Source organism: Rhodococcus sp. T2V, from assembly GCF_029269925.1.
GTDB lineage: Bacteria > Actinomycetota > Actinomycetes > Mycobacteriales > Mycobacteriaceae > Rhodococcus_F > Rhodococcus_F koreensis.
Window position 1 is genome coordinate 87,762 of record NZ_JARJBD010000004.1, and the last position, 26,168, is coordinate 113,929.

General features: G+C 68.1%; 22 protein-coding genes. 11 read left to right on the top strand and 11 right to left on the bottom strand.

Annotation, left to right across the window (positions count from 1 at the left end):
- Positions 1 to 194: 194 nt before the first annotated feature.
- The 4 genes from P3H15_RS05280 (at position 195) to P3H15_RS05295 (ending at position 5,535) form a co-directional block, all read left to right on the top strand.
- Complete coding sequence (locus P3H15_RS05280) at positions 195 to 935, top strand: lipoate--protein ligase family protein (protein ID WP_276136272.1); 741 nt, start codon at positions 195 to 197, stop codon at positions 933 to 935.
- A 246-nt stretch (positions 936 to 1,181) separates the two neighbouring features.
- On the top strand, positions 1,182 to 2,171 hold the full coding sequence (locus P3H15_RS05285; RefSeq protein ID WP_346348751.1) for a nitronate monooxygenase: 990 nt from the start codon (positions 1,182 to 1,184) through the stop codon (positions 2,169 to 2,171).
- A gap of 746 nt (positions 2,172 to 2,917) precedes the next feature.
- A complete protein-coding gene (locus P3H15_RS05290) occupies positions 2,918 to 4,723 on the top strand; it encodes a zinc ribbon domain-containing protein (RefSeq protein ID WP_276136274.1) in 1,806 nt (601 codons plus the stop codon).
- Between the two features lie 125 nt (positions 4,724 to 4,848).
- Positions 4,849 to 5,535, top strand: a complete 687-nt coding sequence (locus P3H15_RS05295) for a pyridoxamine 5'-phosphate oxidase family protein (protein ID WP_276136275.1) — start codon at positions 4,849 to 4,851, stop codon at positions 5,533 to 5,535.
- Here P3H15_RS05295 and P3H15_RS05300 read toward each other — a convergent pair.
- The gene (locus P3H15_RS05300) at positions 5,523 to 6,392 is read right to left on the bottom strand and encodes a LysR family transcriptional regulator (RefSeq protein ID WP_276136276.1); all 870 of its coding nucleotides are present in this window, start codon (positions 6,390 to 6,392) and stop codon (positions 5,523 to 5,525) included. The two genes, P3H15_RS05295 and P3H15_RS05300, sit on opposite strands and share 13 nt — an antisense overlap.
- Positions 6,393 to 6,520: 128 nt before the next feature.
- On the opposite strand from P3H15_RS05300, the gene P3H15_RS05305 reads away from it, so the two are divergent.
- The 4 genes from P3H15_RS05305 to P3H15_RS05320 all read left to right on the top strand — a co-directional run bounded on the left by P3H15_RS05305 (position 6,521) and on the right by P3H15_RS05320 (position 11,227).
- Complete coding sequence (locus tag P3H15_RS05305; RefSeq protein WP_276136277.1) at positions 6,521 to 7,555, top strand: nitronate monooxygenase family protein; 1,035 nt, start codon at positions 6,521 to 6,523, stop codon at positions 7,553 to 7,555.
- Complete coding sequence (locus tag P3H15_RS05310; protein WP_276136278.1) at positions 7,555 to 8,454, top strand: LysR substrate-binding domain-containing protein; 900 nt, start codon at positions 7,555 to 7,557, stop codon at positions 8,452 to 8,454. The genes P3H15_RS05305 and P3H15_RS05310 overlap by 1 nt, the downstream gene beginning before the upstream one ends.
- Positions 8,455 to 8,482: 28 nt before the next feature.
- Positions 8,483 to 9,709, top strand: a complete 1,227-nt coding sequence (locus tag P3H15_RS05315; protein ID WP_276136279.1) for a YbfB/YjiJ family MFS transporter — start codon at positions 8,483 to 8,485, stop codon at positions 9,707 to 9,709.
- 273 nt (positions 9,710 to 9,982) lie between these two features.
- The gene (locus P3H15_RS05320; RefSeq protein ID WP_276136280.1) at positions 9,983 to 11,227 is read left to right on the top strand and encodes a reverse transcriptase family protein; all 1,245 of its coding nucleotides are present in this window, start codon (positions 9,983 to 9,985) and stop codon (positions 11,225 to 11,227) included.
- Between the two features lie 14 nt (positions 11,228 to 11,241).
- Here P3H15_RS05320 and P3H15_RS05325 read toward each other — a convergent pair whose 3' ends face one another.
- Positions 11,242 to 11,988, bottom strand: coding sequence for an SDR family oxidoreductase (locus P3H15_RS05325; protein ID WP_276136281.1), 747 nt, complete (start codon positions 11,986 to 11,988; stop codon positions 11,242 to 11,244).
- Positions 11,989 to 12,161: 173 nt separating this feature from the next.
- Between P3H15_RS05325 and P3H15_RS05330 the strand changes: the two genes are divergently transcribed.
- Positions 12,162 to 12,989 (top strand): NADPH-dependent oxidoreductase, encoded by an 828-nt coding sequence (locus P3H15_RS05330; protein WP_276136282.1) that lies wholly within the window; start codon positions 12,162 to 12,164, stop codon positions 12,987 to 12,989.
- 380 nt (positions 12,990 to 13,369) lie between these two features.
- Positions 13,370 to 13,960 carry an alpha/beta fold hydrolase gene (locus tag P3H15_RS05335; RefSeq protein ID WP_346348752.1) on the top strand — a complete coding sequence of 197 codons (591 nt, stop codon included), beginning with the start codon at positions 13,370 to 13,372 and terminating at the stop codon, positions 13,958 to 13,960.
- Here P3H15_RS05335 and P3H15_RS05340 read toward each other — a convergent pair.
- The 9 genes from P3H15_RS05340 to P3H15_RS05380 form a co-directional block, all read right to left on the bottom strand.
- On the bottom strand, positions 13,921 to 14,250 hold the full coding sequence (locus tag P3H15_RS05340) for a hypothetical protein (protein WP_276136424.1): 330 nt from the start codon (positions 14,248 to 14,250) through the stop codon (positions 13,921 to 13,923). The genes P3H15_RS05335 and P3H15_RS05340 overlap by 40 nt on opposite strands.
- Before the next feature lie 163 nt (positions 14,251 to 14,413).
- Entirely contained in the window at positions 14,414 to 15,436 is a 1,023-nt protein-coding gene (locus P3H15_RS05345; RefSeq protein WP_276136284.1) for a glutamate ABC transporter substrate-binding protein, read from the bottom strand.
- Positions 15,436 to 16,773 carry a hypothetical protein gene (locus tag P3H15_RS05350; RefSeq protein WP_276136285.1) on the bottom strand — a complete coding sequence of 446 codons (1,338 nt, stop codon included), beginning with the start codon at positions 16,771 to 16,773 and terminating at the stop codon, positions 15,436 to 15,438. Before P3H15_RS05350 ends, P3H15_RS05345 begins: the two co-directional genes overlap by 1 nt.
- A 142-nt stretch (positions 16,774 to 16,915) precedes the next feature.
- Positions 16,916 to 18,130 carry a CdaR family transcriptional regulator gene (locus P3H15_RS05355; RefSeq protein ID WP_276136286.1) on the bottom strand — a complete coding sequence of 405 codons (1,215 nt, stop codon included), beginning with the start codon at positions 18,128 to 18,130 and terminating at the stop codon, positions 16,916 to 16,918.
- A gap of 100 nt (positions 18,131 to 18,230) precedes the next feature.
- Positions 18,231 to 19,643, bottom strand: coding sequence for an L-serine ammonia-lyase (locus P3H15_RS05360; protein ID WP_276136287.1), 1,413 nt, complete (start codon positions 19,641 to 19,643; stop codon positions 18,231 to 18,233).
- Positions 19,643 to 21,004 (bottom strand): serine hydroxymethyltransferase, encoded by a 1,362-nt coding sequence (gene glyA / locus P3H15_RS05365; protein WP_276136288.1) that lies wholly within the window; start codon positions 21,002 to 21,004, stop codon positions 19,643 to 19,645. The genes P3H15_RS05360 and glyA overlap by 1 nt, the downstream gene beginning before the upstream one ends.
- 73 nt (positions 21,005 to 21,077) lie before the next feature.
- The gene (locus P3H15_RS05370; RefSeq protein ID WP_276136289.1) at positions 21,078 to 22,520 is read right to left on the bottom strand and encodes an amino acid permease; all 1,443 of its coding nucleotides are present in this window, start codon (positions 22,518 to 22,520) and stop codon (positions 21,078 to 21,080) included.
- Between the two features lie 174 nt (positions 22,521 to 22,694).
- Positions 22,695 to 24,155 (bottom strand): aldehyde dehydrogenase family protein, encoded by a 1,461-nt coding sequence (locus tag P3H15_RS05375; protein ID WP_276136290.1) that lies wholly within the window; start codon positions 24,153 to 24,155, stop codon positions 22,695 to 22,697.
- Positions 24,152 to 25,051: an NAD(P)-dependent oxidoreductase gene (locus tag P3H15_RS05380; protein WP_276136291.1), complete on the bottom strand. Its 900-nt coding sequence runs from the start codon at positions 25,049 to 25,051 to the stop codon at positions 24,152 to 24,154. The genes P3H15_RS05375 and P3H15_RS05380 overlap by 4 nt, the downstream gene beginning before the upstream one ends.
- A gap of 451 nt (positions 25,052 to 25,502) precedes the next feature.
- Here P3H15_RS05380 and P3H15_RS05385 point away from each other — a divergent pair, with 451 nt between their 5' ends.
- Positions 25,503 to 26,051, top strand: coding sequence for a hypothetical protein (locus P3H15_RS05385; RefSeq protein ID WP_276136292.1), 549 nt, complete (start codon positions 25,503 to 25,505; stop codon positions 26,049 to 26,051).
- Positions 26,052 to 26,168: the final 117 nt, after the last annotated feature.

Below are 26,168 nucleotides of genomic sequence, written 5' to 3' on the forward strand. Positions count from 1 at the left end.
CGGCAGTAACTTTCCCGCGGTCCGATTTTCCTGGTGGCGCGGCGGGGCGCGTCACGACAACGCGACACCCGCCCGGCCCGGCCATCTCACCGGGCCGGGCGGGTGTCGCGCCTTCGCGACGAAGAGGGTGCTCTTTTCGTCCACCTCGGCGACACTGTAGTGAGGTGCCGGCCGCGGAGAGGACCGACGGGAGTATGACGATCGAGCAGTTGCTGACCACGCATTTTCCGGATGATCCCGTGATGGATGCGGCGTTTGCCTCGGCGCTGCTGCGGCGCACGGGGCGAGATCCGAATGCGTCTGGGCTGGTGCGGATCTACAGTCCCGCGCGGACGTTGTCGTTCGGGCGGTTGGACGCTGTTCGGCCGCAGTTTCCAGCCGCGGCAGCGGCGGCGCGGCACCACGGGTTCACGCCCGTCGTCCGGGGCGCGGGCGGTCGGGCGGCGGCATACCACGAGCAGACCCTCGTCGTGGAGATCGTCTCCCCGGACACGGAGGGCATCGTCGGGGCCCGGCCCCGCTTCCAGCGCCTCACCCCGAGGATCGTCGCCGTGCTGAGGACGCTCGGTGTCGATGCTCGCATCGGGCCGGTTCCCGGTGAGTACTGCCCCGGTGATTGGACGGTGAACGGCGGGGGCCGCGTCAAGTTGGCGGGGACCGCGCAGCGAATAGTCGCCGGCGCGTGGCTCTTCGGCTTCGAACTCGTGGTGTCCGATTCGGATCCCGTGCGGGCGGTGCTCGCCGATGTCAATGCTGCCCTCGAGTTGGAGTTCGACCCCGCCACGGCGGCGTCCCTCACGGACCTGAACCCGGCTCTCGGTCTCGAACAGGTTCGGGCCGCGATCCTCGCCGAGATCGGCGCAGTCCACGAAGGGACCGCAGACCCCGACCTCCTCGCGGAAGCCGCGAACCTGCGCGACGCACACGTGGCGTGATCGGCCCCAGAAATCGGGGCTTCCTGTACGAGCCGCACGTTAACTGTTGCAGAGCAGTGGGTTTCGCGACCCCGCTGTCCTCTGCCATCGGCTTCTCGAGCGTTCTGTTCTGGAGAACGCAGGGTTCGGAACAAACCGTTGGACCCCTCTTCTGTCGGCTTCTAGCGTTGTCGCAAAGCCGTCCGGTGTGACGTGCAGCACGTGGAGAACACGGCGACACGTCGGAATTGTGTGGAGGAGCCCAGCATGAGTCTGCAGAACCGTCTGACCGAGAAATTCGGAATCGAACACCCGGTAGTCCTTGCACCGATGGATTACGTCTCCGATTGGCGATTGGCCAACGCCGTGGCCGAGGCAGGTGGGCTGGGACTCATCGGCGGCGGATACGGCGACGAGGCCTGGTTGCGTGATCAGTTCGACCACGTGACGACCGGCGCGGTCGGTTGTGGCTTCATCACGTGGTCCATGGCGCAGCAACCGAGGCTCCTCGAGAAGACGATCGGGTACCGGCCTGCGGCGATCTTCCTCTCCTTCGCCGACCCGGCGCCGCATGCGCCTGCGATTCGTGCCGCGGGAATCCCGCTGATCTGCCAGGTGCACGATGTCGACCAGGCGCGCCGGGCGGTCGAGGTGGGGGCGAGCGTCGTCGCTGCTCAGGGCGGAGAGGCGGGCGGCCACGGGACGGGGGCCCGATCGACGTTCACTCTGGTGCCCGAGATCGCCGATGTCCTTCGGCGGGAGGCGCCGGAGGTGATGCTGCTGGCGGCCGGTGGAATCGGCGACGGCCGGGGCCTGGCGGCCGCGCTCGCGCTCGGTGCCGACGGCGCCCTCGTCGGAACCAGGTTCTGGGCGGCCGAGGAGGCGGCGATTCCGCGTGCGGCCCAGCACCGCGCATTGTCGGCGGGTGGGGACGACACGATCAGGCAGAGCGCCTTCGACATCGTGCGTGAGAAGCCCTGGCCGACTCGGTACACGGGACGAGTCCTGCACAACGACTTCATCCGCCGGTGGCACGGCGACGAGTCGGGCCTGCGGGGCGCGCTCCGGGAGAGGCAGGCGCAGTTCCGGGCAGCGGTGAAGGCCGAGGACTACGACGTCGCGAATCTGATCGTCGGTGAGGTCGTCGGACAGATCGATCGAGTCGACACCGTGGCGTCGATCATCGACGAGATGGTCGGCACGGCCTGCTCGATCCTGGGCCGCACTTCCCACGACCTGGCGGCGATCGGCTCCTAGCGCCCGATCGGTGCGACCTCGCAAAACCCTCACCCCGCGCGTCCCCCAGAAGGATTCCCCATGACCAGCCAGTCCGTTTCACCACCTGCTCTCGCGAGCGGTGGAGCGAAGAGCAGTCTTCGCAAGATCATCACCGCGTCCAGCTAGTGCTCGCTACCAGTTTCTGGCACTGTCTGTCACCGCGGATTGGCGTCTGCGGAATTCGTGGGGCTGCCGGTCGTTGGGGTGCGCCAGGGCGCCGACGGAGGGCCGGTTGCCGTCTCGGCGCACGGGTTCGGGTCCCGAACTCTGTAGCCGTGCGGACCGGGGCGTCGATCTAGACAGGACTGTATCAGGTTGTGCGGGAGCGACTCCCGAGAGGGCGAAGGCACTGTTGGGGTGCCGGGTGCCAGCCGATCAGCACAATGTTGCGGAAGAGCGATATTGGTGCGCTGTATCGGATCTGCAAGGATCGCGGTTCGTGTCTCGTGGGAGCAGCGGGCGGGGCGCGGCCGGATGCTCGACGACGCGGCCCGGGGGCAGACACCCGGTGGTGCGGTGTGGTGGTATCGATTGACCCGGTTCGTGCTGGTGGCGCGGATCGAGCGGTTCTTGTCGGAGGTCGGCGTTACAGTCGAGGCCTCGCGGGGGTGGCAGAGGGCGGGAAAGGGGGGTAATCGATGAGCTTGTCGGACGATGGCGGCGCTTCTCGGAAAAGCGATGGGCCAAGTTGCATTCGGGGTGTTCCTGGCGCCGGACCGGCCGGCGTGATCGAGCCGGGATCGACTGCGCCGCGGCAGTTCGCGTTCACCACCCGCGCCCACGTGGCCGTCGATGACGCGACCGGCGAGTCGATCGGTCTCGACGATGTCGATACCCGGGTGGGGTGGCTCCTCGACCTGGTCGCCGCGGCCGGCACCGAGTTGGTGGCGCGGCTGTGGCAGCCGGTCACGTTCGATGTGCTCGCCGCCGGACGGGACGGTGCGGGTCGCCGGCTGCCCGCACAGGGTCATGTCGCCGCCGCCCGCCTCGGCTGGCACCCGCACTACCCGGACGGAATCTACGTGCCGTCGCGGGTGAGCAGGGTGGTGACCGCGCAGGTGATGGCGACCCTGCGGACCCTCGCCTACCGGGACACCGCGATCACGGCACTGTCGGCGCGATTCGACCCGGCCACGGGCACTCTGGCGGCGCCGACCGAACCGGGCGACTGGGTGCCGCCCGGTTTCGCTCGGGGCGTGCGACGTCAGCTCGTCGCACGCGCCCGCCGCACCACCGGGATGCCGGCGGGTCGGTTGCGGATCACCGACATGCAGGGCCCGCCTCAGACAAGTGCGATGGCCCGGCTCTCGGCAGTCGATCGTCAGCTCGCACAGATCACCGTCACCGGTGACGAGCTGGGGTTGACGGTGAAGCTGCCGACCTGCCCGGCCCCGGCGGGGCGGGCGCAGTGGCGGCGGGTCCGGCTGACCGCCACCATCCCCGGGCACCTGCACGGCCGGGCGATCATCGACTGGCACCTGCCGACTCTGGTCCTCGACGGACAGGGTTTGTTGTTGCGGTGCGCGGCGACCGAACTCGTCCCCGAGGGTGACCTGGTATCGGCGACCGTCGCGGTGGGGGTGGATTGGTCGCCGTCCACGCTCGGCGCCGCCGCCATCACCACAGAGGACCCGGACGGGTTGTCCTCGGACTTTCGGGGTTTCACGTACGACGACCGCGGCCTCGGGACCAAACTCACCCGCCTGCAAACTGAGGGGCAGGTGCTGCACCGCAAGGCGGCCCGGTTGGAGAAGCTGGCCGCCACCGGCCCTTCCGAAGTCCGCGCTCGGCTGGAGGAGAAGATCGCCGTCCTGAACGCTCACCGCGAGGCGGTGGGCGTCAAGCGCGGGAAGATCAACCGGGAACTGGGATTCCATTTCGCCCGCCAGGTCACCGACTACGCCGAGGCGGCGGGTGCGCAGGTGATCGCGGTGGAGGACCTCACCACTCTCGAGACCCGTGGACACGGACGGGTCAACAACAACCGGGCCGCACAGTCCGCCCGCCGTAAAGCCGTCGCTGCGCTCGCGCACACCGCGGCCGGTGTGGGGATCGCGGTGGTGTCGGTGCCCGCCCGCGGATCGTCCGCACAATGTCCGGGCTGCGACGAACCCCTTGCCCGCCCCGGCGGCTATCACACCGCGTGGTGTTCGGGTTGTCGGGTCGGCGGCAACCGCGATCACGTCGCGGGGGTGAACCTGGCCAAACGGGCGCTGCTCGGCAAACGCAAGGTGATCCGGCGGCGGGGGCAGCTGCCCGCGATCCGGGTCGTCGAGCACGCGCCGGTGCGCAGGTCCCGGGACAAGACCAGTCCGACACCACCTCGGCCGCGGCATCGCCGGGTCCGCCGCAGCCTCCCCACCGTGACACCCCGGGTGGGGGTGACTCCGAAACAGCATGTTCCTGCACCCGAAGCGTCGGTGTGGGACACGGTCAAACCCGCACCACCGCATGGTGATGCGGGTAGCCGTGACACACGTACATCTCCCCCGCCCGCCACACCAGTGGCAGAGAGTATGAGATCTACGTAGACGCTGATCTATCCCGTCGCGGTCACCGCGGTCACAGCGGTGGTGTTCGTGCTGACGTTACGGCGGGGAGTGGACAGCCCGATAGTCCGGCGGGCGTGGAAGCAGATCGAATCCGAGTACTCGTCATGAGACACCCGACCCGGTACGGTGCGATCGCGTTCACCGCCCCGGTGGCCGAGCGGCAGAAGGCGACGGGAAGCATCCACTGGTACGGGCGGAGGCGAGCGCAGGGCGAAAACGTAGGCAGGCCCGACGAACTCGACACAACTGTGACCGCACTGATCCGGGCCACCGACTCGTTCTTCCTCGCGACGGTGACGCCCTCCGGGTGGCCCTACATCCAACACCGGGGCGGACCGACCGGCTTCGTGCACGTGCTCGATCCCTCGACGATCGCGCTCGCGGATTATTCGGGAAATCAGCAGTTCGTCACGATCGGCAACCTCGACGAGAACGACGCAGTGGCCCTTTTCTTCATCGACTACCCCACCCGCACCAGAGTCAAGGTCTACGGACGAGCCGAGGTCGTCGAGCGTGCCGACGATCCGGGTCTCGTCGCCAGACTCCTGACCACGCCTGACGGGGTCGTGAAGGCCGGCTGTGACCGCGCGATCGTCGTCCACGTCGAGGCGCTGGACCGGAACTGCACGAAGAACATTCCCCCGAAGTACGGCGAGGCGCGGATGCGGGAATCGCTCACGTTGGCCCGCAAGGGATTGCAGGACGAAATCGACATCCTGAAATCCCGCAATGCCGAACTGGAGCGGGAGATCGCGCAACTGCGTGACGGCGGTGACGGTCAGCGCGGTTGACGGGCGGTGGCGCCGCCGGGTGGGGGAGAGTTGCGGATCGCGGCGTCCCGCAATACCCGCAGCAGCGGCGTCACCCGGTTGCGGCGGTACACGAACCTCACGACCGCGGGCGGCGCACCGACCAGCGGGATGAACCGGACGTTGCGGTGGTTCACCCGCCGCCGGGCGACTTCCGGAACTGTGCCTACACCGCGATCCGCAGCGATCAGTTCGAGCCACTCGTCGAAATTCGAGCACGTCACCACCGGGCCGTCATGGTTCGGCCACAGATCCTCGGACGTGGTGCCGCTGAGGGTGTTGATGACCAGCGGAAGAGTTCCGAACTCCGCCCAGTCGATGGACTCGCGGCTCGCGAGAGGCGAGGCAGCAGATACCGCCGCGATCCGCTGCTCCTCGAACAGCGGATGCTGCACGAACTCGTCGCCCGGGACGTCCCGGCGGACGACCGCGGCGTCCACGGTGGCGTTGTTCAGCGCGGCGATGGGGTCGTCGCAGCGACGCGGAACCACGGTGGCGCGGGAGTTCCTCTCGACGTCGTCGATCACCTGCTGCGCCCACGGGTCGGGGAGGAGCCAACTGAAGCCCAGGGCGAGGGTTCGGGTGGTGTACAGCGCCACCGCGGAATCGAGGTCACCGAGAATGACGCGCACCTTCTCGACGAACTCGGCGCCGTCCTCGGTGAGGGCGAGCGCGCGCGAGGTCCGGTCGAACAACCGCACGCCGAGCGAGGCCTCGAGTTGCTGCACCGTTCGGGTCAGCGCCGGTTGCGTGATGTGGAGCGCGGTCGCCGCGGCGGTGAACGAGCCCGCCTCGGCGACCGCCACGACCGCTCGCAGATGCCGCAGTTCGATGGTCATAACTGCCAAGCATAGATCCAGCCGAAACGGCATTTCCGCTCCCCGATGCGGCGGCGCACGATGGTGGACGGAAGCGTGAGCAGGGCGTGACCTCGTTCGTCACGCACCCATCCACCGAAAGGATCCTGGTGTTCGATTTCGAGGAAGACCTCCGAATTCCCATCGTCGGGGCGCCCATGGCAGGAGGGCCGAGCACCCCCGAACTCGTTGCGGCGGTCTCGTCCACCGGCGGTCTCGGTTTCCTTGCGGCCGGGTACAAGAGCGTCGACGCGGTTCGCCATGAGGTCGACGCGGTTCGCGCTCTGACGGACGCACCATTCGGACTCAATCTCTTCGTCCCGGGCCGTCCCCTGGCCGACCGCGCGGCCGTGGAGGCCTATCGGGAGCGGTTGCAGCCGCTCGCCGAACGCCGGAACGTGGTGCTGCCCGAGGTTGTCGACCACGACGACGACGCGTTCGACGCCAAGGTCGACCTCGCGGTCGAGCTCGCCGTGTCCGTGGTGTCCTTCACGTTCGGCCTTCCGCCGCGAGGCGTCGTCGATCGGTTGCACGCCGCCGGCACTGCCGTCGTGGCCACGGTGTCGGATGTCGCCGAGGCACGGTCGGCCGCCGAGCAGGGCGTCGATGCGATCTGTCTGCAGGGAGTCGACGCAGGCGGGCACCGGGCGACGCTCGACCCGGACGCGGAGCCGGACCCACGTTCGACCCGGGACCTGGTCGAGGCGGCCCGCGCCGCCGTCGACCTTCCCCTCGTTGCGGCGGGAGGGATCGCGACCGGCGACGACGTCGCTGCGGCTCTCGCGGCGGGCGCCACCGCCGTTCAGATCGGTACCGCTCTCCTGCGCGCCGACGAGGCGGGCACCAAAGCCGCACACCGCGCCGCGTTGCACGACGACCGCTTCACCGACACCGTCGTCACCCGCGCCTTCTCGGGTCGTCCCGCCCGTGGCCTGGTCAACGACTTCATCCGCGACTTCGATTCCTACGCGGTGACGGCATATCCGCAGGTTCACCTGTTGACGAGTGGGTTGCGGGCCGCGGCGGGCGCCGCGGACGATCCGCAGGGCCTCGCCCTGTGGGCCGGCGTCGGGTATCGCAGTGCCCGGTCGGCCCCCGCAGGGGAGATCGTCCGGGACCTGTGGAGAGAAGCGCGGGACGCCTGATGGACATCGGCGATCTGAGCTTCTTCCTGGCCGTGGCCCGCGCCGGGGGAATCTCCCGGGCTTCGAAGGAACTTCTGACGGTGCAGTCGAACATCAGCTCCCGGATCCGGGCGCTCGAGGACGAACTCGGAGTGGAACTGTTTCGCCGCCATGCGCGCGGAGTGACTCTGACAAACCCCGGCGAACGTCTGCTGCCATACGCCGAACACATCACTCGGCTCGTACGCGAAGTGACGCAGGTCGTCGGCGACGACCTGGATCCCTCCGGACGACTCGCGATCGGGTCGATGGAGACCACCGCGGGATTGCGGCTCCCCGGGGTGCTGGCCGCCTTCAGCGAGGAATGCCCCCGAGTCGACTTCACCCTGACGACCGACACCACCGACGCCCTCACCACCCAGGTGCTCGAGCATCGACTCGACGGGGCGTTCGTCTGCGGACCGGTGCGGCATCCGGACCTGGTCTCCGAGCAGGTGTTCATCGAGCAATTGGTGCTGGTGAGCGGCGTTCGCGTGGCGGGCTTGGACTCCGTGTCGGCGGACGGACGGCGGCACAAGGTTCTCGTCCTCCGGGCCGGATGCGCCTACCGGGCTCGACTCGAGCGGCTCTTCGAGCAGCACGGTCTGCCGAGTCCGGACGTCCTCGAGTTCGGAAGTCTCGAGGGCATCCTCGGGTGCGCGGCCGCCGGAATGGGTGTGACGCTGCTGCCGCTGGGCGTCGTGACCGCGTCGCCGTCGGCGGCGGCCTTGAAGGTGCATCATCTCGCGCCGGCCGACTCGCGCGCGGAAACACTGTTCATCCGCCGCAAGGACGCCACCACGACCCCTGCCCTGTCGCGTTTCCTGTTCCACACCCGCGAGTCCAACCGCCCGGCCTCCCTGCAATCTGTGGCTCGCTAACGCTGCGAATGTCTGTGAAAGAGAACGTATGAACGTAATTGGTGGCGCCGAAGACCTGGTCACGTTCCGCACGCCGACATCGCCGTGGGTCACGGTCGGCCAGGTCGGGGCTGCATTGGCGGCGAGTATGGGCATCGGACGGTTCGTCTACACACCCGTACTTCCGCTGATGGAGGCCCAGGCAGGATTGACACCGTCGGCGGGCGCCGCTCTGGCGACGGCAAACTATCTCGGATATCTCATCGGGGCGCTCGCCGGGATCGCCCTACCCGGGATGATGCGCTCGGCGGCAACCCTGCGTGTCTCGCTGCTCGTCCTGACCCTCACGCTGGCGTTGATGCCGGTGGCATCGAACGAAACCTTCTGGGGCGCGTTGCGATTCATCGCAGGTGTCACCAGTGCGATGGTGTTCGTCATCGCTGTCGGCGCCATGCACTCCACTCTGAGTGGGCAGGCTGCGCACCTGTCGGGCTGGGCGTTCGGCGGAATCGGGGCGGGTATCGCACTGTCCGGACTCGTCGTCCTGATCCTGCGGTCGATGAGCACGTGGGAGTCGGTGTGGTGGGCGGCTGCACTGCTGACCCTGATCTGCACCCTCGCCGCGTGGACGCTCACACCGGAACGCGCTCCCATGGCGCCGACGGTGGAGCGCCGACAATCGCCGAAGAGGAAGCAACGCTCGTTCAGCATGCTGTTCATCAGCTATTCCCTCGAGGGCGTCGGATACATCATCGCCGGCACGTTTCTCGTCGCAGCGATCGACCACACCGCAGGCAGCGTCGCCGGCAGTGGCGCCTGGGTGATCGTCGGGCTGGCGGCGCTACCGTCCGCTCCACTCTGGGCGTTGCTCGGCCGGCGATGGTCTCGCCCGATCCTGCTGGTGACCGCCCTCGTCGTTCAGGCCGCCGGCATCGCGTTGCCTGCGCTGGCAGACCGCACCTGGCCGGCCCTGATCTCTGCCTTCCTGTTCGGGGGAACATTCCTCGGCATCAGTCAGATGACGCTGACGATCGGCGCGCACCTCCAGTTCCCACGCGCGGTCGCGGTCCTGACGACCGGATACAGTCTCGGTCAGATCGGGGGCCCGCTCATCGTCACACCACTGCTTTCCGATGGCTACCACCTGACATTGCTCGTCGCGTCGGGCATCGTTCTGGCGGCAGCACTCGCCGCCACGCTACTTGCATTCACTCACATGAGGTCTGTCGAAACGAGTCGGAGCGAAACTCTTCGGCGAGACGGGGTGATCCGCTGACCGGCTCAACTGCGCACTCCGATTGGCGGAGTCGCTCGATTCGAAATCAGCACCGATAGGGCCCCGCACGGCAGAGATCATGTGGCATTCTCACGAGGTGCGACGGTGCGGGGGTGAGAGTGGTGTGGCCGGTTCGCCGGTCGCGACCACGTCAGGGGTAACCCCTGGCTCGACAGTGTTCACCGGAGACACCGTCCGACGCGCGACCGCATGCTCCGCGTGCTCCGGCGCGCCGCAGACGACAGATATCGGTCACCTCGCATCGTCGCACGCATGACGGAACGTCCCGCCCTGCCGCCCGAGTTCGCCCGTCGCCTCGCGGCGGCGGCGATCGACAGTGCCTGGACGAGAGCCGGCCTCGTCCTCCGCTTCGAGGAATCCGGAGTGCCGGACGCCGCCCGGATCGCGGCACGGCTCCACGACCTCATGCCCACGCCGCCGATCGACGGCGTCGACAGCGTCTTTCGGCTGCTGTCGGACCTCCCGCTGATCGAGCGAGCAGAGCCGATCGTCGACGAAGTATCCGGCAACGACTGGAGGTTCGACGTCCCGCAGTGGTCGCGCACTTCCGCGGTCGCCGAGGCGGTCGGCCTCACACCCGCCGAACTGGACTGGTTCGCCGATCCCGGCGGGTGGCTGCGCACGAAGGCGCCGCCGCTGCAGCACTACCGCTATCGGATCCGGCCTGACAACCGCCTGCTCGAAGCGCCGAAGGAACGCCTCCGGGAGGTACAGCGCCGGATTCTGCGGACCGTCTTCGATCGCGTTCCGCCTCATGCGGCGGCGCACGGATTCGTCCGAGGTCGCAGTGTCCACACCTTCGCCGCCCCGCACGCGGGGCACGAGGTCGTGCTGCGCATCGACCTTCGCGCTTTCTTTCCCTCGGTTTCGCGGACGCGGGTGCGGGCGGTCTTCGACGCACTCGGCTATCCGACTCGGGTGTCGCGGGTGCTCGCCGGGCTCTGCACGACGTCGACCCCACCCGGTGTCCTCGCGCAGCTTCCCTTCGACGCGGCGAGCCGGCTCCGGGGTGCGCATATCCCGCAGGGGGCGCCGACGTCGCCCGCTCTCGCCAATCTGGTTGCACACCGGCTCGATCGCAGGCTGACCGGACTTGCGCGCGCCCACCGCGTCGCGTACACCCGGTATGCCGACGACCTCGCGTTCTCCGGGTCGGATCTGGCGGTGGATCGACTGATCCACGCCGTCGGCCGGATCGTGGCGGACGAGGGCTTCGCCGTCCACCCGGGCAAGACCCGGGTGATGCGAGCACACCGGCGCCAGCACCTGGGCGGGCTGGTGGTCAACACTCGTCCGCAGGCGTCTCGTGCCGAGTACGACGACGTAAAGGCGCTGCTGTTCAATTGCGTTCGGCACGGACCGGATTCGCAGAATCGTGACGGGAGACCGCACTTTCGTGAGTACGTCTACGGACGCATCGCCTGGGTCGGGGAATCGAACGAGAGCAGGAAACGTTCGCTGCACGCACTGGCCGCCCGCGTCGACTGGGCGGGGTAGCTGCCGGACTGCGGTCAGCCGCGGCCGATGTACGGCATCCCGGTGGCCATGATCGTCATCGTCGGCACGGTGACGTCCAAGGGCAGCTCGACCAGCCGGGTCACCGCGTCCGCGACGTACCGCGGATCGAAGGTGGGTTCCGCTCGCACGGATCCGTCCGGTTGGCGGGCGGATTGGCCGATGCCGGCCGTCATGGCGGTTGCGGCGTTCCCGATGTCGATCTGGGTGCAGCAGATGTCGTGGTCGCGGCCGTCGAGCGCGATCGACTTGGTCAGTCCCGAGACTGCGTGTTTGGTTGCGGTGTAGGCGACGCTGGCGGGTCGGGGTGTGTGCGCGGAGAGGGAGCCGTTGTTGATGATCCGTCCGCCGCGGGGTGTCTGCGTCTTCATCATGCGGACGGCTTCGCGTGCGCAGAGGAAGGCTCCGGTGAGGTTGGTGGCGACGGTCCGGTCCCAGTCTTCCGGTTCGATCTCGTCGACTGTGCCGGTGGGGCCGAAGGTGCCGGCGTTGTTGACGAGTACGTCGAGCCGGCCGAACCGTTCGGCGACGGTCGCGAAGAGGCTGTGCACGGATCGGGGTGAGGAGACGTCGGAGGGGACCACGAGTGCGTGGTCGTGGCCGTGTGCGGTGTGGTCGAGGGCGTCGCGTGTGCGTCCGGTGAGTATGACGTGGTGTCCGGCGTCGAGTAGTGCGGTCGTGATGGATCGTCCGATGCCCGAGCCGGCACCCGTCACGACGATGACCCGTTCCGTCACGTTCACTCCTCAATTCGGTCGACGACACATGTTCACGACCAACTGATGGTATCCAGCGAACTGTCGCCGATCGCCGGTGTTCCGGCAGTCGCCGTTCGGCCGGCCGGTTCGTGGTGCCCGCAGGAATCACGGTGCGCCTAACACTGGAGTGGGGGACGGCGGTCGGGTTTCCTGTCCCGGTGACCATCGCAGACATCGCACCCCGCACCGCGCTGCAGCAGCGCTATTGGGATCCCGCCCTCACCGAACCCGCTCAGTGGAATCCGGTTCTGGAAGCCCTGCACTCGCACCGGTCGGTCCGCCGCTACCTACCCGATCCGCTGACCGACGAGACGCTCGATGTCCTCGTCTCGGCTGCTCAGTCGGCCGCCACGTCGTCGAACCTCCAGGCGTGGAGTGTCGTCGCGGTCCGCGACCCCGACAGGAAGGCGCGTCTGGCCGCGCTCGCGGGCAACCAGGCCCACATCGTTGAGGCCCCCGTCCTGCTGGTGTGGCTCGCCGACTTCGCCCGTGTCCGTCAACTCGCCGGCGACCGCGGCGCGCCGATCGAGGGCGCCGACTTCCTCGAGAGCAGCTACCTCGGGTTCATCGATGCCGCCCTGGCGGCGCAGAACGCCGTGACCGCGGCGGAGTCGCTCGGGTTGGGAACGGTGTTCATCGGAGCGCTGCGCAACAAGCCCGAGGAGGTCGCGGCGGAACTCGGCCTGCCACCCCACGTGTTCGCGGTGTTCGGGCTCGTCGTCGGACATCCGCATCCGGACGCCGACGCCCAGATCAAACCGCGCCTGCCCCGAGCGGCGGTGTTGCACCACGAGAAATACGACCTGCCCGCCCAGCGTGACCACGTCGACGCCTACGAGGGGCGGATCGCAGCCTTTTACTCTGCGCAGCAGCTCGAACATTCCTGGATCGAACGGGTTCTGGACCGACTCGCGTCCGCGGCGCGGCTGAACGGGCGGGATCGGCTGAAGGAATCGCTCATCCGTCTCGGGTTCCCGCTTCGTTAGAGGCGTTTCGCGCTACGTGCGACGCGCCGATTGAAGGCCGAAACCCGGTGGGTGGCGCTGCGGGGCCGCCCACCGGGTTTCGTGCCGTGGATGCCCTTGACTTCGTGAGCCGTTCCGCTTCAACTGACTCCATGGAGCGGATCCGTGGGGGACGCCGTGGATAGTCTGGGGCTCGGCGACGTCGAACTGACCTATCAGCTGTGCGAGGGCGGTGAGCGCGTCGTCCTCGTACACGCGAGTGCCTTCGTCTCGTGGTACGACCCACTGGCCGAGCAGTTGATGGAGTATTCGACCTTGCGGTACCGGCGCCGTCTTCGAGAATCAGACTCCGGGGGATATCGGGGCCGTACAGTCGCCGAAGATGCTGCAATCTGCGTCAGGTGGATGGACCACGTCGGCTGGGACAGGCTCACGTCGTGGGGCACTCCTACGGTGCGCTCGTCGCACTCCACTTGGCGACGGAGAATCCCGAGCGCGTCGGCACGGTGGCACTGCTCGAACCCGCCGTCCGGGGGATCTCCAGCTCCGAGCAGGTCACTGCCGCGCTACAGCCGGTCATCGCCGCCTATAGATCAGGCGACAAGGCCGCCGCGGTGGACGGATTCCTGCGACATGTGTGCGGCGATGGCTACCGTGCCGTGCTGGATCGGGTGATTCCACACGCCTTCGACGAGGCGCTCGACGAGGCCGACTTGTTCTTCCGATCTGAGATGCCGGCCGTGCAGCAGTGGAGTTTCGGGGCAGGGGCGGCCGGACGTGTCTCGTCGCCGCACGTGCGAGCCTCCACCGGCACTTCCTGCTCCGCTCAACGGGAGCTGGCACCTTCCGCAAGCCGATCCGCAGTCTCCGTTGGCGTCACCAGGGCCCGGATTGTGTGGCGGAGTGCAGTGCCGCCCCATCGGCCGCTGCCGCGCCGGCGAAGCGCGGTGCGTCACGCCGGGTCGGTGGTCCTGCGGGGTTGGCGGCGCTGATGGAACCGGGCGCGCTGGAGATCCAGGAGCGTCGCGCTCTCGGCATCTACTTGCTGTTGTCGACGGGCAATTCCGGCTCGAACGGCAGTCGTATGTCGGTGAAGTTCCGCCGCTCGGCCGTCGGCGTTCCCGTCGTCGAGAAGATAGGCGGCCGCGCGATCGCACCGAATCAGCAATTGCTCGTAGGCGAGGCGCGCCGGCGCGCGTTCGTCGAGTTGCGTGATTGCGACGTACTCCACGAATTGCAAAGGGATGCGCAGCAATTGATAATTCATTCGCAAAAGTGTCATCGGCACGCCGCGCAATGTTGTCACGATCGGGGATGCTAGCCCTCGTGGCCGATGTGTGTGCAGCGTTTCGCGTTCACCGGGCGGTCAGCTAAGAGATTCGTCGCCGCCGAGGGGGAGCCCGGCACAGGGGAAGGCTCGACCGCATCACCGTTGCCTGCCGCTGTCAATCACGGTAGGTCGGGGTGGGCGGGCCGGCCACCGGACCGAGCGGGGCGGCAAGCCAGCGGTCGTACAAACGCATCCAGGTCCCGTCGGAGCGTACGCGTTCGAGGGTGCCGTTGACTGCCCGCACGAGGTCGTCGTGGTCCTTGTTCACGCCGATGCCGTATTGATCCAACTGCAACTCGGGGCCGGTGACCTCGAGGTGCGGGTCCTGCACTGCCATCCCCGCCAGGATGACGTCATCGGTGCTCGCGGCGTCGGCCTGGCGCTGTTGGAGAACGATGAGGCAATCGTCGAGGTCCCGGACGGCGACGATCGTCGCGGTGGGCACCAGCCGCTGCACGGCATCGAGCGAGGGAGTGTCGACGAGCGAGCACACTCTCCGGTTCGCCAGGCTCTCCAGGTTCACCGGAGCCTCTGTTGCGGCGTCGGTGCGCACCAGCAGGCGTTGGCTCGCCCGGAAATACACGGTCGAGAACGCGATTCGTTCCGCCCGTGCGCAGGTGATCGTGAAGGTGCGGGCGACGATGTCGACATCGTTGTTCTCCAGTGCGTCGAGTCGGGCGGCCGATGTCAGGAGGCGGAATTCGATCCGGGACGGATCCCCGAGCAGATCCCGTGCGATTTCCCGTGCGATGTCGACGTCGAAACCGGACAGAGTGCCAGTCACCGGGTCGCGGAAGCTCATCAGGTTGGTGCTCTGGTCGACACCGACGATCAACCGGCCGCGCGCGCGAATCGCGGCGACCGCCCCGCCTGCGGATGCCGTGCCCGGCGGGGCGGGGCGAAGGCTGGCAAGGGCGCCGCACTCTGCTGGTGATTGCGGTTCGGGCGGCGCAGTGCCGCCGGTGTCGGCGATGGGCGTGATGATCGTCGTGCCGTTCGGGAGGGGGAGGTCGCCGTAGGATCCGTTGGCCGGCGGCGAGAGCTCTTGCGGCGCGGAGCATCCCGAGAGGAGGACTGCGGCCGTGATCAACACGCCGAAGAGGTTCCGGCACGCGGTCATACGGGGGTGGGGCTGCATCAGTGGTACTCGTTCACTCGGGGCCACACCCCGGCTCCGACGGCGAGCGCGGCGAGCACACTCAACGCGACCGCACCGTCCGCCAGGGCCGACAGGGCCCGATACGACTCGGTGGTGGCGTTCACTGCCTCTTCCCGCAACGCAGTGATCGCCTCCTGAATGTGTGTGGTGAGGTCGTCGAAGGCGGCCGCGGAGTCGTCGGCGCCGGAACCCACCGCAATGCGTGCGGCGCCTTGATAGTCGCCGCGGTCGAGTGCCTGCTGCTGGCGAGTATGAGCGTGGCGCCACCGTTCGAGTTCCGCGTTCGCCGCGGCCACGGGGGTGGCGGCCGCAGATCCCGGCGGGGTCTGTGCGAGCAGGTGTGCGAGCGCGGCGGTGTACGCGGTGTAGTCGACCTCGGGCCGGCTGTCGGAACCGCGCTGCAACAGCGACAGCGTTTCGTCGGCGCGGGCCTGCTGCGCGAGGATTCCGGCGCTCGCGATCGCACTCAGCGGCTCGGTGCCCTCCACCCGTGCACGCGCGCCGGCTGTCGAGGACACCAGACCGGCCGTGCCCACCCCCAGCGCGATGACTGCCACCAGCGCGGTGGCGGCGAGCAGAGCAGGGTTCAGTCGCCGGTGCGTCTTGCGCACCAGATACAGCTGTGCGAGGACGAGCAACGCCAGGACCACGATCGTGGTCGCGAGCGCAGCTGTGGGAAGCTGCTCGGTTCGGGTCTGGGTGTCGGCGACGGCACGGATCTGGTCCGAGTAGAGGGTGTGCGCCATCGGCAGCACGGTGTCCTGCATCAGCGCGGACGCGTCACCGAGGTAGGCCACCCCGATCGGGTTTCCGGCGTTGTCGTTGGCGCGGGCGGTCGAGATCAGTCCGGCGTAGACGCCGAGGTGCCGGGAGATGTCCGTCAACTGCTGCACGGCGTCCCGGTTCTGCGGGTCGACTCCGGTGCCGGCGACGACCAGCGCTGCCGAGGCGTCCGCGAGCGCTTGATTGTAGGTGTGCAGCAGCGTCGTCGGATCGGCGTCGGTGGAGATGAACGAGGTGGTGGCGGCTGCATCGGCGATCGACAGTGAGCTGTAGAGAGACTGCGCTGCGACCGCCAGCGGTTCGGTATGGCCGCGCAGCGTCTGGATTTGTTGTTGGCGGGCCCCAACCGAGACGGACGGCACCACCCCTGCGACCAGGGTGGCTGAAATCAACAGAGCGCCGAGGAGGGTGAGCCGGCCCGGGGTGGACATCAGCAGTTCGCGCCACGGTCGGCGAGGTGGGGCGTCCTCGGCGACCTGCGATTCGTCGAGGACGTGCCCGGCTCCGGTGGTGTCGGTCGCGCGTTGGAACACTGTGCTCCTCCAGGCCCGTCGGTCCGGGCACCACGCGCTCGCGGGCGCGGGCCGACCAGCGCTTTCAGTCTGCCTGATCGGGGTTCGCGTGGAGGCAAGTCGCCGATTGCCGGACCGGGTACGCCCGCCTGGTTCGGAAGGTTCAGATCCGCGGGCGGCGGGTCCAGCGGCGGGCTTTGAGCGCGAGGTGCAACTCGAGGCGGGTGGCGCCGCCCAGGGGGTCGACGCCGAGGATGTCTCGGATCTTGTTGATCCGGTAGTACAGGCTGGTGCGGTGCAGGTGCAGGGTGTCGGCCACGGCTTTGACGTTGTCGCCTTGGTCGTAGAACACCTCGAGGGTGTTCACGAGGTCACCGTTGGGGTCTGCGTCGACGAGGGTGTCGAGTAGGTCGGAGATGGATCCGTCGGTGCGCAGTCGGGTGGCGATCAGCCGGTACGGGCCAATCGTCTCCCAGGTGGCGATCGTGCCGGATTCCGGTTCGACGGCGGCCGTCTGGGCGGCAATCACGGCCCTCCGGTATGCCTCGGGAAGCTCGCTCGTCGACGAGATATTCTCTGCCACACCGGTGTAGAGGCGCTCGGGGGCCGTGTCGCCGGGCTGCCCGACTCCGGACGCAGCGGCGAGGCGTTGATGCAGGCGAAGCGCTGCGTTGGCTTCGTTGTCCGGTCGTAGCAGGACCACGGAGTGGGTGTCCTGCACGGATCCGGCGATCACACTCGGGTACCGGGAGACGGTTTGCTGGCTGGCCAGCCTCAGTTGGGCGGCCCGGGTCTCGGAGAATTCGGCGATGTCCTCGCCGGTGGCGAAGATCGACACCGCCAGTCGCAGGCTTGCCGCAGATCGTACCGGCGGCCAGTTCGCGACCGTCTCGAGGGCGCCGGCGTTGCCTTGGCAGGCGGCGAAGAATTCGAGTTCGCGTTGATGCCGTTCGTCGAGATGCGGTGAGGCCATCTCGTAGAGGACGGTGGCGAGCAGTTCGACGTGGCCGGTGATGGCGTTGACCGTCGTCGTCACTCGGTCCGGGTCCTCGGGTGCGAGTGGGTCGATGACGTACAGCAGCCCGGTGCGGACGCCGCGGTGAATCAGCGGGATGCAGATCCGCGCTTCCATCTTCAGGTCCGGGTTGGCCTGGATGATCAGTGGTTCGACGGCGGTCCGTGTGCCGTGGCGCTCTTCCCATTCCCGGATGTCCTCGGGGACCTCGCGGTTGAGTAGCGCGCGCACGCGGGCGTCGTCGGCGCGGCCGAATTGGGCACTGTAGGCGACGAGTCGGCCGGTGAGGTCGTCGAGGGATGCGCCGGTGCCCAGCGCCTCGGCGATCTCGTCGATCGCGGCTTGGATCTCTCGTTCGCTCACAGCCTCATCATCCGCTTCGTGCGTGGTTCTCGGGCGGAGCGTGTGCCGACAGAATCGCGTGTTCGCTCCGTGGGGTCGAGTTCGGGTGGGTGGGGGCATGTCAGCATTCGGGGACGTTGACCGCAAGGCCGCCGGTGGAGGTTTCCTTGTACTTGGAGAGCATGTCCATGCCGGTCTGTCGCATGGTTTCGATGGCCTGATCGAGTGAGACACGGTGTGTGCCGTCGCCGTGCAGGGCCATCTTCGCGGCGTTGACGGCCTTGACGGCGGCGACGGCGTTGCGTTCGATGCACGGGATCTGCACGAGTCCGCCGATCGGGTCGCAGGTCAGGCCCAGGTTGTGTTCGATGCCGATCTCGGCGGCGTTCTCGACCTGGGCGGGGGTGGCGCCGAGAAGTTCGGCGAGGGCGCCGGCGGCCATCGAGCAGGCCGAGCCGACCTCGCCCTGGCAGCCGACTTCGGCGCCGGAGATCGAGGCGCGCTCCTTGTAGAGCACCGCGATCGCGGCCGCGGTGAGCAGGTATTTCACCACGGCGGCGTCCTTGGCCTGCGGGTTGTCGAGGCCGGGGAGGTAGCGCAGGGCCCAGAACAGCACGGCCGGGACGATGCCCGCGGCGCCGTTGGTGGGGGCGGTCACGATTCGTCCGCCGGCGGCGTTCTCCTCGTTGACGGCCATGGCGGCGACGTTGAGCCAGTCCATCGAGTCGGCGTGGTCGACGACTTGCTCGCGTCGGACCAGTCGGGTGTAGAACTCGGGGGCACGCCGTGTGACCCGCAGTGCCCCGGGGAGGTGGCCGGTGGCGGTGAACCCGTTGTGGATCGACGCAGCCATCACCTGCCAGATCTCGAGCAGTCCCGCCCGAACCTGCTCGGCGTCGCGCGTCGCGGTCTCGTTCCGCCACATGACGTCGCTGATATTCAGGTGCTCGCGTTCGCAGATCGCGAGCAGTTCGGCGCCGGTGCGAAAGGGCAACGGTACCGGGGTGGTCGATCCGACGGCGGTGCTCTGGTCCTCGCGTTCGACGAAGCCGCCGCCGATCGAATAGAACACCGCCTCGTGGGCGGGGGTCGCGGCGGCGAGTTGCCCGCGGGTGTGGTCGGCGGCAGCCGGGTCGGTGTGGACGGCGAACCGGACGGTGTTGGTGTGGCGGTCCTTGATGGTCAACGGGTGCATGCCGATGTCCGCGGTACCGAACACTAGGTCGGCGGACGACCCGAACTGCAGGCGGTGTTCGGTGTCGATGGTTTCGACCCGAGTGCGGGCGTAGGCGGGGTCGACCGACTCCGGGGTGTTGCCCTCGAGTCCGAGGAGTACGGCGCCGAGGGTGCCGTGCCCGCGTCCCGTCGCCGCAAGGGAGCCGTACAGGTCGACCTCCAGACGGGTGATCGATTTCAGGTCGAGCACGTTCTCGACCTCGTCGACAAACATCGCGGCGGCGCGCATCGGGCCGACGGTGTGCGAGCTGGAGGGGCCGATGCCGATGGAGAAGAGGTCGAATGCGCTGATGGCCATCAGACAGTGCTCCATTCTTCGGTGGACGGGACGGCGGTGGGGCGGCCCCACAGGTCGGTGGCGACCCGGCGGCGCAGTCGACGGGTGTCGGCGGTCAGTGGTGGGTCGGTGGCGTCGGTCATGGATCGGTGGACCAGGTCGGCGAGGTCGGCGATGGTGTCGAATCCGGCGCCGCGGCGGATGAATTCCTGCACGCCCAGGCGCACACCCTCCGCTGGGCTGCCGGGACTCTGCCAGGGCAGCCGGCAGGCCCCGGTGTACATGCCGTCGGCCTCGAGGCGGCGGACCGCGGCCGGTCCGCCGCCGAGCCCCTGGGCGTCGATGACGACCTGGTGACTGCGGGTATAGCCGAGGCGGCGGCCGACGACGACGAGGCCCCGCGCGTTGAGGTTCGCGGCCAGCTCCCCGGCGTATTCGATGGTGGCGGCGGCCCACGGCGGAGACTGCTCCACCGCTTCGCGGGCGGCGATCGCGAGCGGGCCGAGGCGGGCGGGGTCGTAGTTCGAGAGCATCGTCGGATACGCGGCGTCGGCGAGGCGTTCGGCGTAGTCGGCGGAGTTGGTGACGGCGGTGCCGCCCGCGGGTCCGCCGAAGGTCTTGTACGTCGAGAAGGTCACCACATCCGCGCCCTCGGCGAGGGGGTCCTGGTAGTAGCCGGCCGCGATCAGTCCGGCAGTGTGGGAGGCGTCGTACACCAGGACGGCACCGACCTGATCGGCGGCCTCGCGGATCGGCCCGAGGTTGTGCGGGAACAGCGTGACGCTGCCGCCGACCACGATCAGCTTCGGCCGCACCCGGCACGCGAAGTCGACGACCTCCCCGGCGTCGATGTCCAGGACGCTCGGTGAGTAGGGCAGGTGCTCGACGGTCAGCCCGCGGACGCCGGCGGTCCCGAGGATCTGTTGGTGGCTGGCGTGGCCACCGGATTCCGGGGACAGCACGGCGATGGTGTCGCCGGGATCGGTGAACGCGATATAGGTGGCGAGGTTGGCCATGGTCGCGGTCGGATAGCGCACCTCGGCGTAGGTCCCGCGCAGCGCCTGTGCGACCTGCCGGGCGGCGAGCACCTCGAGGTGTTCGATGTCCTGGACCGCGGTCTGGACCTTCTCGCCGGGCCAGCCCAAAGCCGGGCGGGTGGACAGGGCGGTGTCGTGGGCGGCGGTGGCAGTCGGGGAGAGGATGTTGGTGCCGGCATAGAGGACGATGCCGTCGTCGATCCGGGCGTGATACTCCGCCACCGCGCGGCCGACGGACTCGACGACCTGAGCGGTACTGGTTTCGGTGTGTTCGAGCTCGAGGGCCGACAGACGCTGCTGAGCGATCGGCGAAGCCCACGGGGCGAGAATCGAACGGGGTTCCATGCGTCTGTCTCCTCGGACTGATGGGTGGACGGGGAGCAGGCCGCACCCGGTGCCGGGTGCGGCCGCCGGGGTGTCAGGGGTGCAAGACCGGGTGGTTGTCGTCGTTGTCGGATGCCGGATGCGGGGCCGGGACGATGCTCGCGGTACGTCGGGTGGACAGGTAGTACCCGGCGAGCAGCACAGCGGCCCAGACCGGCAGGGCGTACAGGGCGATGCGCTGTCCCTCGTCGAAGGCGAGCAGTACCGTGACCGCGGTCAGGAAGGCGAGGGTGGCCCAGCACAACGGCTTGGCCAGCGGAAGCCGGAAGGTGCTCGCCGGGAGCTCGCCGCGCTCGACGCGGCGGCGGTAGACCAGGTGGCAGGCGACGATGACGCCCCAGGACCAGATCGCGCCCAGGGTGGCGACGGAGGAGATGTAGGAGAACGCCTGCTCCGGGACGATCGCGTTGATGGCGACGCCGACGAGCATCAACGAACCCGAGGCGATGATCGCGGCGGCCGGGACGTGCCCACGGTTGGTCTTTTCGAAGATCTTCGGTGCCACCCCGTCGGCGGCGAGCTTCTTGAGCAGGCGACCGTTGCTGAACAGGCCCGCCGAACACGACGACAGCGCAGAGGCCAGGACGACGAAGTTCATGATGCTCGCGGCGGCAGGCAGCCCGATCTGCGCGAAGCCCTTCACGAACGGGCTCTCGGCAGCGCTGAACTGGTCCCACGGGAACAGGGACAGCAGCACGATCAGGGTGCCGACGTAGAACACACCGATCCGCCACGGGATGGAGTTGATCGCCTTGGGCAGCACGGTCGCCCGGTTCTTCGTTTCGGCGGCCGTCATGCCGATCAGCTCGACACCCTGGTAGGAGAAGACCACGATCTGGAAGGCCAGCAGGACCGCGAGCAGGCCCTGTGGGGCGATGCCGCCGTGATCCCACAGGTTGGCGATCCCGCCTTCCTGGCCGGCCGCGCCGATGTCGAAGACGAGAACCGCGATGCCGCCGACGATCAGGGCGACGATGGTGACGACTTTGATGGAGGCGAACCAGAATTCGGCCTCGCCGAAGAATCCGACCTTGGCCAGGTTCAGGACGACCAGCGCTATCAGCGCGATCAGGGCGGTGAGGTACTGCGGCATCGCCGGGAACCAGAACGTGACGAAGATCCCGGCGGCGGTGATCTCGGCCATCCCGATGATGGTCCAGGTGATCCAATACCCCCAGCCTGTGATGAAACCGTAAGCAGGGCCGAGGAATTCGCGGGCGTATTCGGCGAATGAGCCGGTGACGGGCCGGTACATCAGCAGCTCACCGAGGGCGCGCATGATGATGAAGATGAACACGCCGGTGATCGCGTAGACGCCGATCAGGGCGGGGCCGGCGTAGGAGATGCCCTTGCCGGAGCCGAGGAACAGACCGACTCCGATGGCGCCGCCGATGGCGATCATCCGGATGTGTCGTTTGTTCAGGCCCTGTGCGAGGCCGTCCTCGTTCAACTGTTCGTGGGAACTGTCGACTGTCATGGTGTGTCCTTGTTTCCAGGGTCGGCGAGGACGACCGTGGCACGAAAGGGGTGCCGGGCGTCGCTCGGTTGCTCTAGCTGGGAGTTCGAATCGAATGCGAGAGGGCGCATATCCGAGGACGCCCGAGTGGGCTCCCGGCGCCGCCGGACGGGGCGGCGCCGGGAGAAGCGGGGGTCAGACCGCGATGGTGATGTTCTTGACCTGGGTGAAGCTTTCGAGTGCTCCGTCGACGGAGTACTCGCGGCCGAGGCCCGATTGCTTGATGCCGCCGTAGGACATGCCGGGCAACTGGCCGCCGCCGCGGTTGATCTGTATCCAGCCGACCTCGAGGGCGTTGGCGGTGCGGATGGCCTTGGTGATGTCCTTGGTCCACACGTAGCCGGCCAGTCCGTAGGCGCTGTCGTTGGCCGCGGCCAGGACCTGGTCCTCGTCCTTCCACGGGATTACCACCAGCACCGGCCCGAACACCTCTTCGCGGGTGATGTCCCAGTCCGGACCGGCGCCGGTGATGACGGTGGGGGCGACGAAGAAGCCGTCGCCGTCGACCGGCCGCTCGGGTCCGCCGGTGATCACGGTGCCGCCCTGGGCGATACCGGAGGTGATGTAGCGGCACACGGTGTCGAACTGCTTCTCGCTGACGATGGCGCCGATATCGGTGGCCTCGTCGAGCGGGTCACCGATCGTGAAGGCGGCGAGCTTGGTTTTCAGCTTCTCGAGGAACGAGTCGAAGATGTCCTCGTGCAGGTACAGGCGCGACCCTGCGGTGCAGGACTGACCCTGCCGGGTGAACCGCATACCGGAAATGACGCCGTCGACGGTGGCGTCGTCGTCGGAGTCGGGGAACACGATCGCCGGGGACTTGCCGCCGAGTTCGAGGGTGACCGGCACGATCCGATCCGCGGCCGCGGCGAGGATTTCCTTGCCGACCCCGGTGGAACCGGTGAAGGTCAGCTTCGCGACGTCGGGGTGCTTCGACAGCGGCACCCCGACATTCCGGCCCGACCCGGTCAGCACGTTGAGCACACCGGCCGGCAGGATTTCGTGCGCCCACTCGGCGAGCTGGAGCACCGCGAGCGGGGCCAGCTCGGCGGTCTTGAGGACCAGGGTGTTACCCATCGCGAGGGCCATCGCGATCTTCAACGACGACAACGTGACCGGCGCGTTCCACGGGACGATACCGCCGACCACACCGAGCGGCTCGCGGACGGTGTAGCTGACCAGGTTCTCTCCGAACGGCAGGGTCTCGCCCTTCTGCTCGGAGGCGATCTGACCGTAGAAGCGGAAGATGTCCGCGCCGCTGGCCGCCTCGCCGCGGGCCTGGGTGCGCAGCGCGTTGCCGGTTTCCGAGGCGATGATCCGGGCCAGCTTTTCGGAGTTCTCGGCGATCGTGTCGCCGATCTTGATCAGCAGGGCGCCGCGGTCGCGGGCCGGCAACGCCTTCCACGGTCCGAACGCGGCCTTCGCCGCGGCGACAGCCCGGTCGACGTCGGCCGCACCGGAATCCGGAATGAGGGCCAGAACCTCTCGGCGGGCGGGGTTTTCGACCTCGATCCAGTTGCCGGAGTCGGCCGGGACCCACTGGCCGCCGATGAGCTGGCTGACCTTCGTGGCGGTGGTCAGGGTGGGGGTGCTCACTTGTCATGTCCCTTCGTCTGCAGACGGATGCCGGTGAAGTCTTCGTAGAATTCGACGACGCTGGTGAAGTCCTTGCCGCCGCGGCCGTCGCGCTGGCCGATGCTGAACAGATCACGCACCAGGCCGGTGACGGGGGTGGGGAGCTTGGCCTTGCCCGCCGCGGCGAGGAACAGGCCGAGGTCCTTGTGCATGAAGTCGAGCGCGAACCCGGTGGGGCGCTCCTCGGTGAACAGCGTCTTGGGGAAGTAGTTGCTCAGCACGTTGCTGTTTGCCGAGCTCTTCGTCAGCACCGCGACCGCGGTGTCCAGGTCGACACCGGCCGCGACGGCACTGCTCAGACCTTCGCCGAGAGCGACGATGTTCGCGGCCGTGATCTGGTTGTTGGCGAGCTTGATCGCCTGACCGCTGCCCGACGGGCCGACGTGGAAGATGTTGCCCGCGTAACTCTCGATGAGCGGGATCACCTTCTTCACCGTGTCCTCGTCGCCGCCGAGCATCACCGCGAGGGTGCCGGCCTCGGCGCCCTGCACACCGCCGCTGACGGGAGCGTCGAGGAAGCTCGCACCGGCGGCGTGGGCATCCTCCGCGAGGCGACGGGAGGTGTCCGGATCGATGGTGCTGTGATCGACGATGACCAGGCCCTGGTTGCCCAGTGACAGCACCTCGGTGACGACGCCGTCGACGATTGCAGGGGTGGGCAGGCTCAGGAACAGCGCCGCCGCCTTCGTCGCGGCCTCTCCCGGCGAGGACACCGAACGGGCACCGAGCGCGACCGCCGCCTCCACCGCCGCAGTGTTCAGGTCGTACACCGCGACGTCGTGACCTGCCTTGACCAGGTGTGCGACCACCCGGCTACCGATGTTGCCGAGGCCGACAAAGCCAACGGTGGATGTCATCAGATGCTCCTATCGAGGGGGAACTTCTCGCTGATCTGCGAGGCCGTTCGTTACCGACCTCAACGCTACGAATTCGTGAGCTGGGTCACGACCGGCAAATGACGAGAGCTTTCCGCGATCTGCCCTACATTTGTAGAAACGGTCCTCGAAGATGCCGTTGAACAGGCAATACGTACAGCGAGTGCCTCGGGGCGAGGTCTCGCCGATCGGGCATCCACGGCCTCTGCGGACCATCCTCGATGCCGACCTGGCCCAGCCTGATCTGCTGCGGGCCGGCGGTGCAGATCCACACACCATCTGCTGCGCGACCGACGCCGAACTGCTGGAACTCACTTCCCCCGCAACGGTACCCGTCAATGTCTCCTGATCTGGATCGCCCGACGCGCACATGGGGAGCAAGGTCCGCGATGCAGGTCACTCGGTCTGCACACGGGCCTGACAGAATCACCACATGTCGTGGAATCAACCAACAATCACCGGGTGGACCGCCCGAATCAGCGACGACCTGTCCTCGGTCACGCTGATCGATCCGTCGCATATCGCCCGCGCGACCCTGCGCCCGGGACCCGGTGACGAGTTCACCGCCCACTTCTCCCGCTTCACGCGAGAATCCGTGGCCGAGCGCATCGACCGTTACGGTGCCGCGTTACGCAAGGGCGTACCAGCATCTCTGGAACTGGCCGACGGAACCACCGGGGCCGTCACCGACCAAATGGCCGGAAGGATGCGCCGCAAGTACAAAAGAGCCGAAGTCACCCTTCCCGGCCGCGCATACACACTTCGGCACACGTCCGGCCGTAAGGCGACCGCTGAGCGTGACGGAGCACTGCTCGCAGAACTCGTACGCGGACGCGGACTCCGTTCGGTCAGCGTCACGCGCACCACCCACGCGCACACCGACCACCTCGACGAGCTGATCCTGACCCTCTTCGAGAAAGTGGTCGTCCCAGGCCGCAGCGGCGCCGTCGACGAATTCGTGTCAAGTCTCAGCGGAGTCTGAGTGCCCGCAGCATGGTCGGAGCCACGCCAGTTCGATTGCGGGGCATGTGCTTCGTCTCGCGTGTCAGCGTGGATCGGGACAACAGATCCGCCGTCTGCCGCTGCGTGACAGGAACTA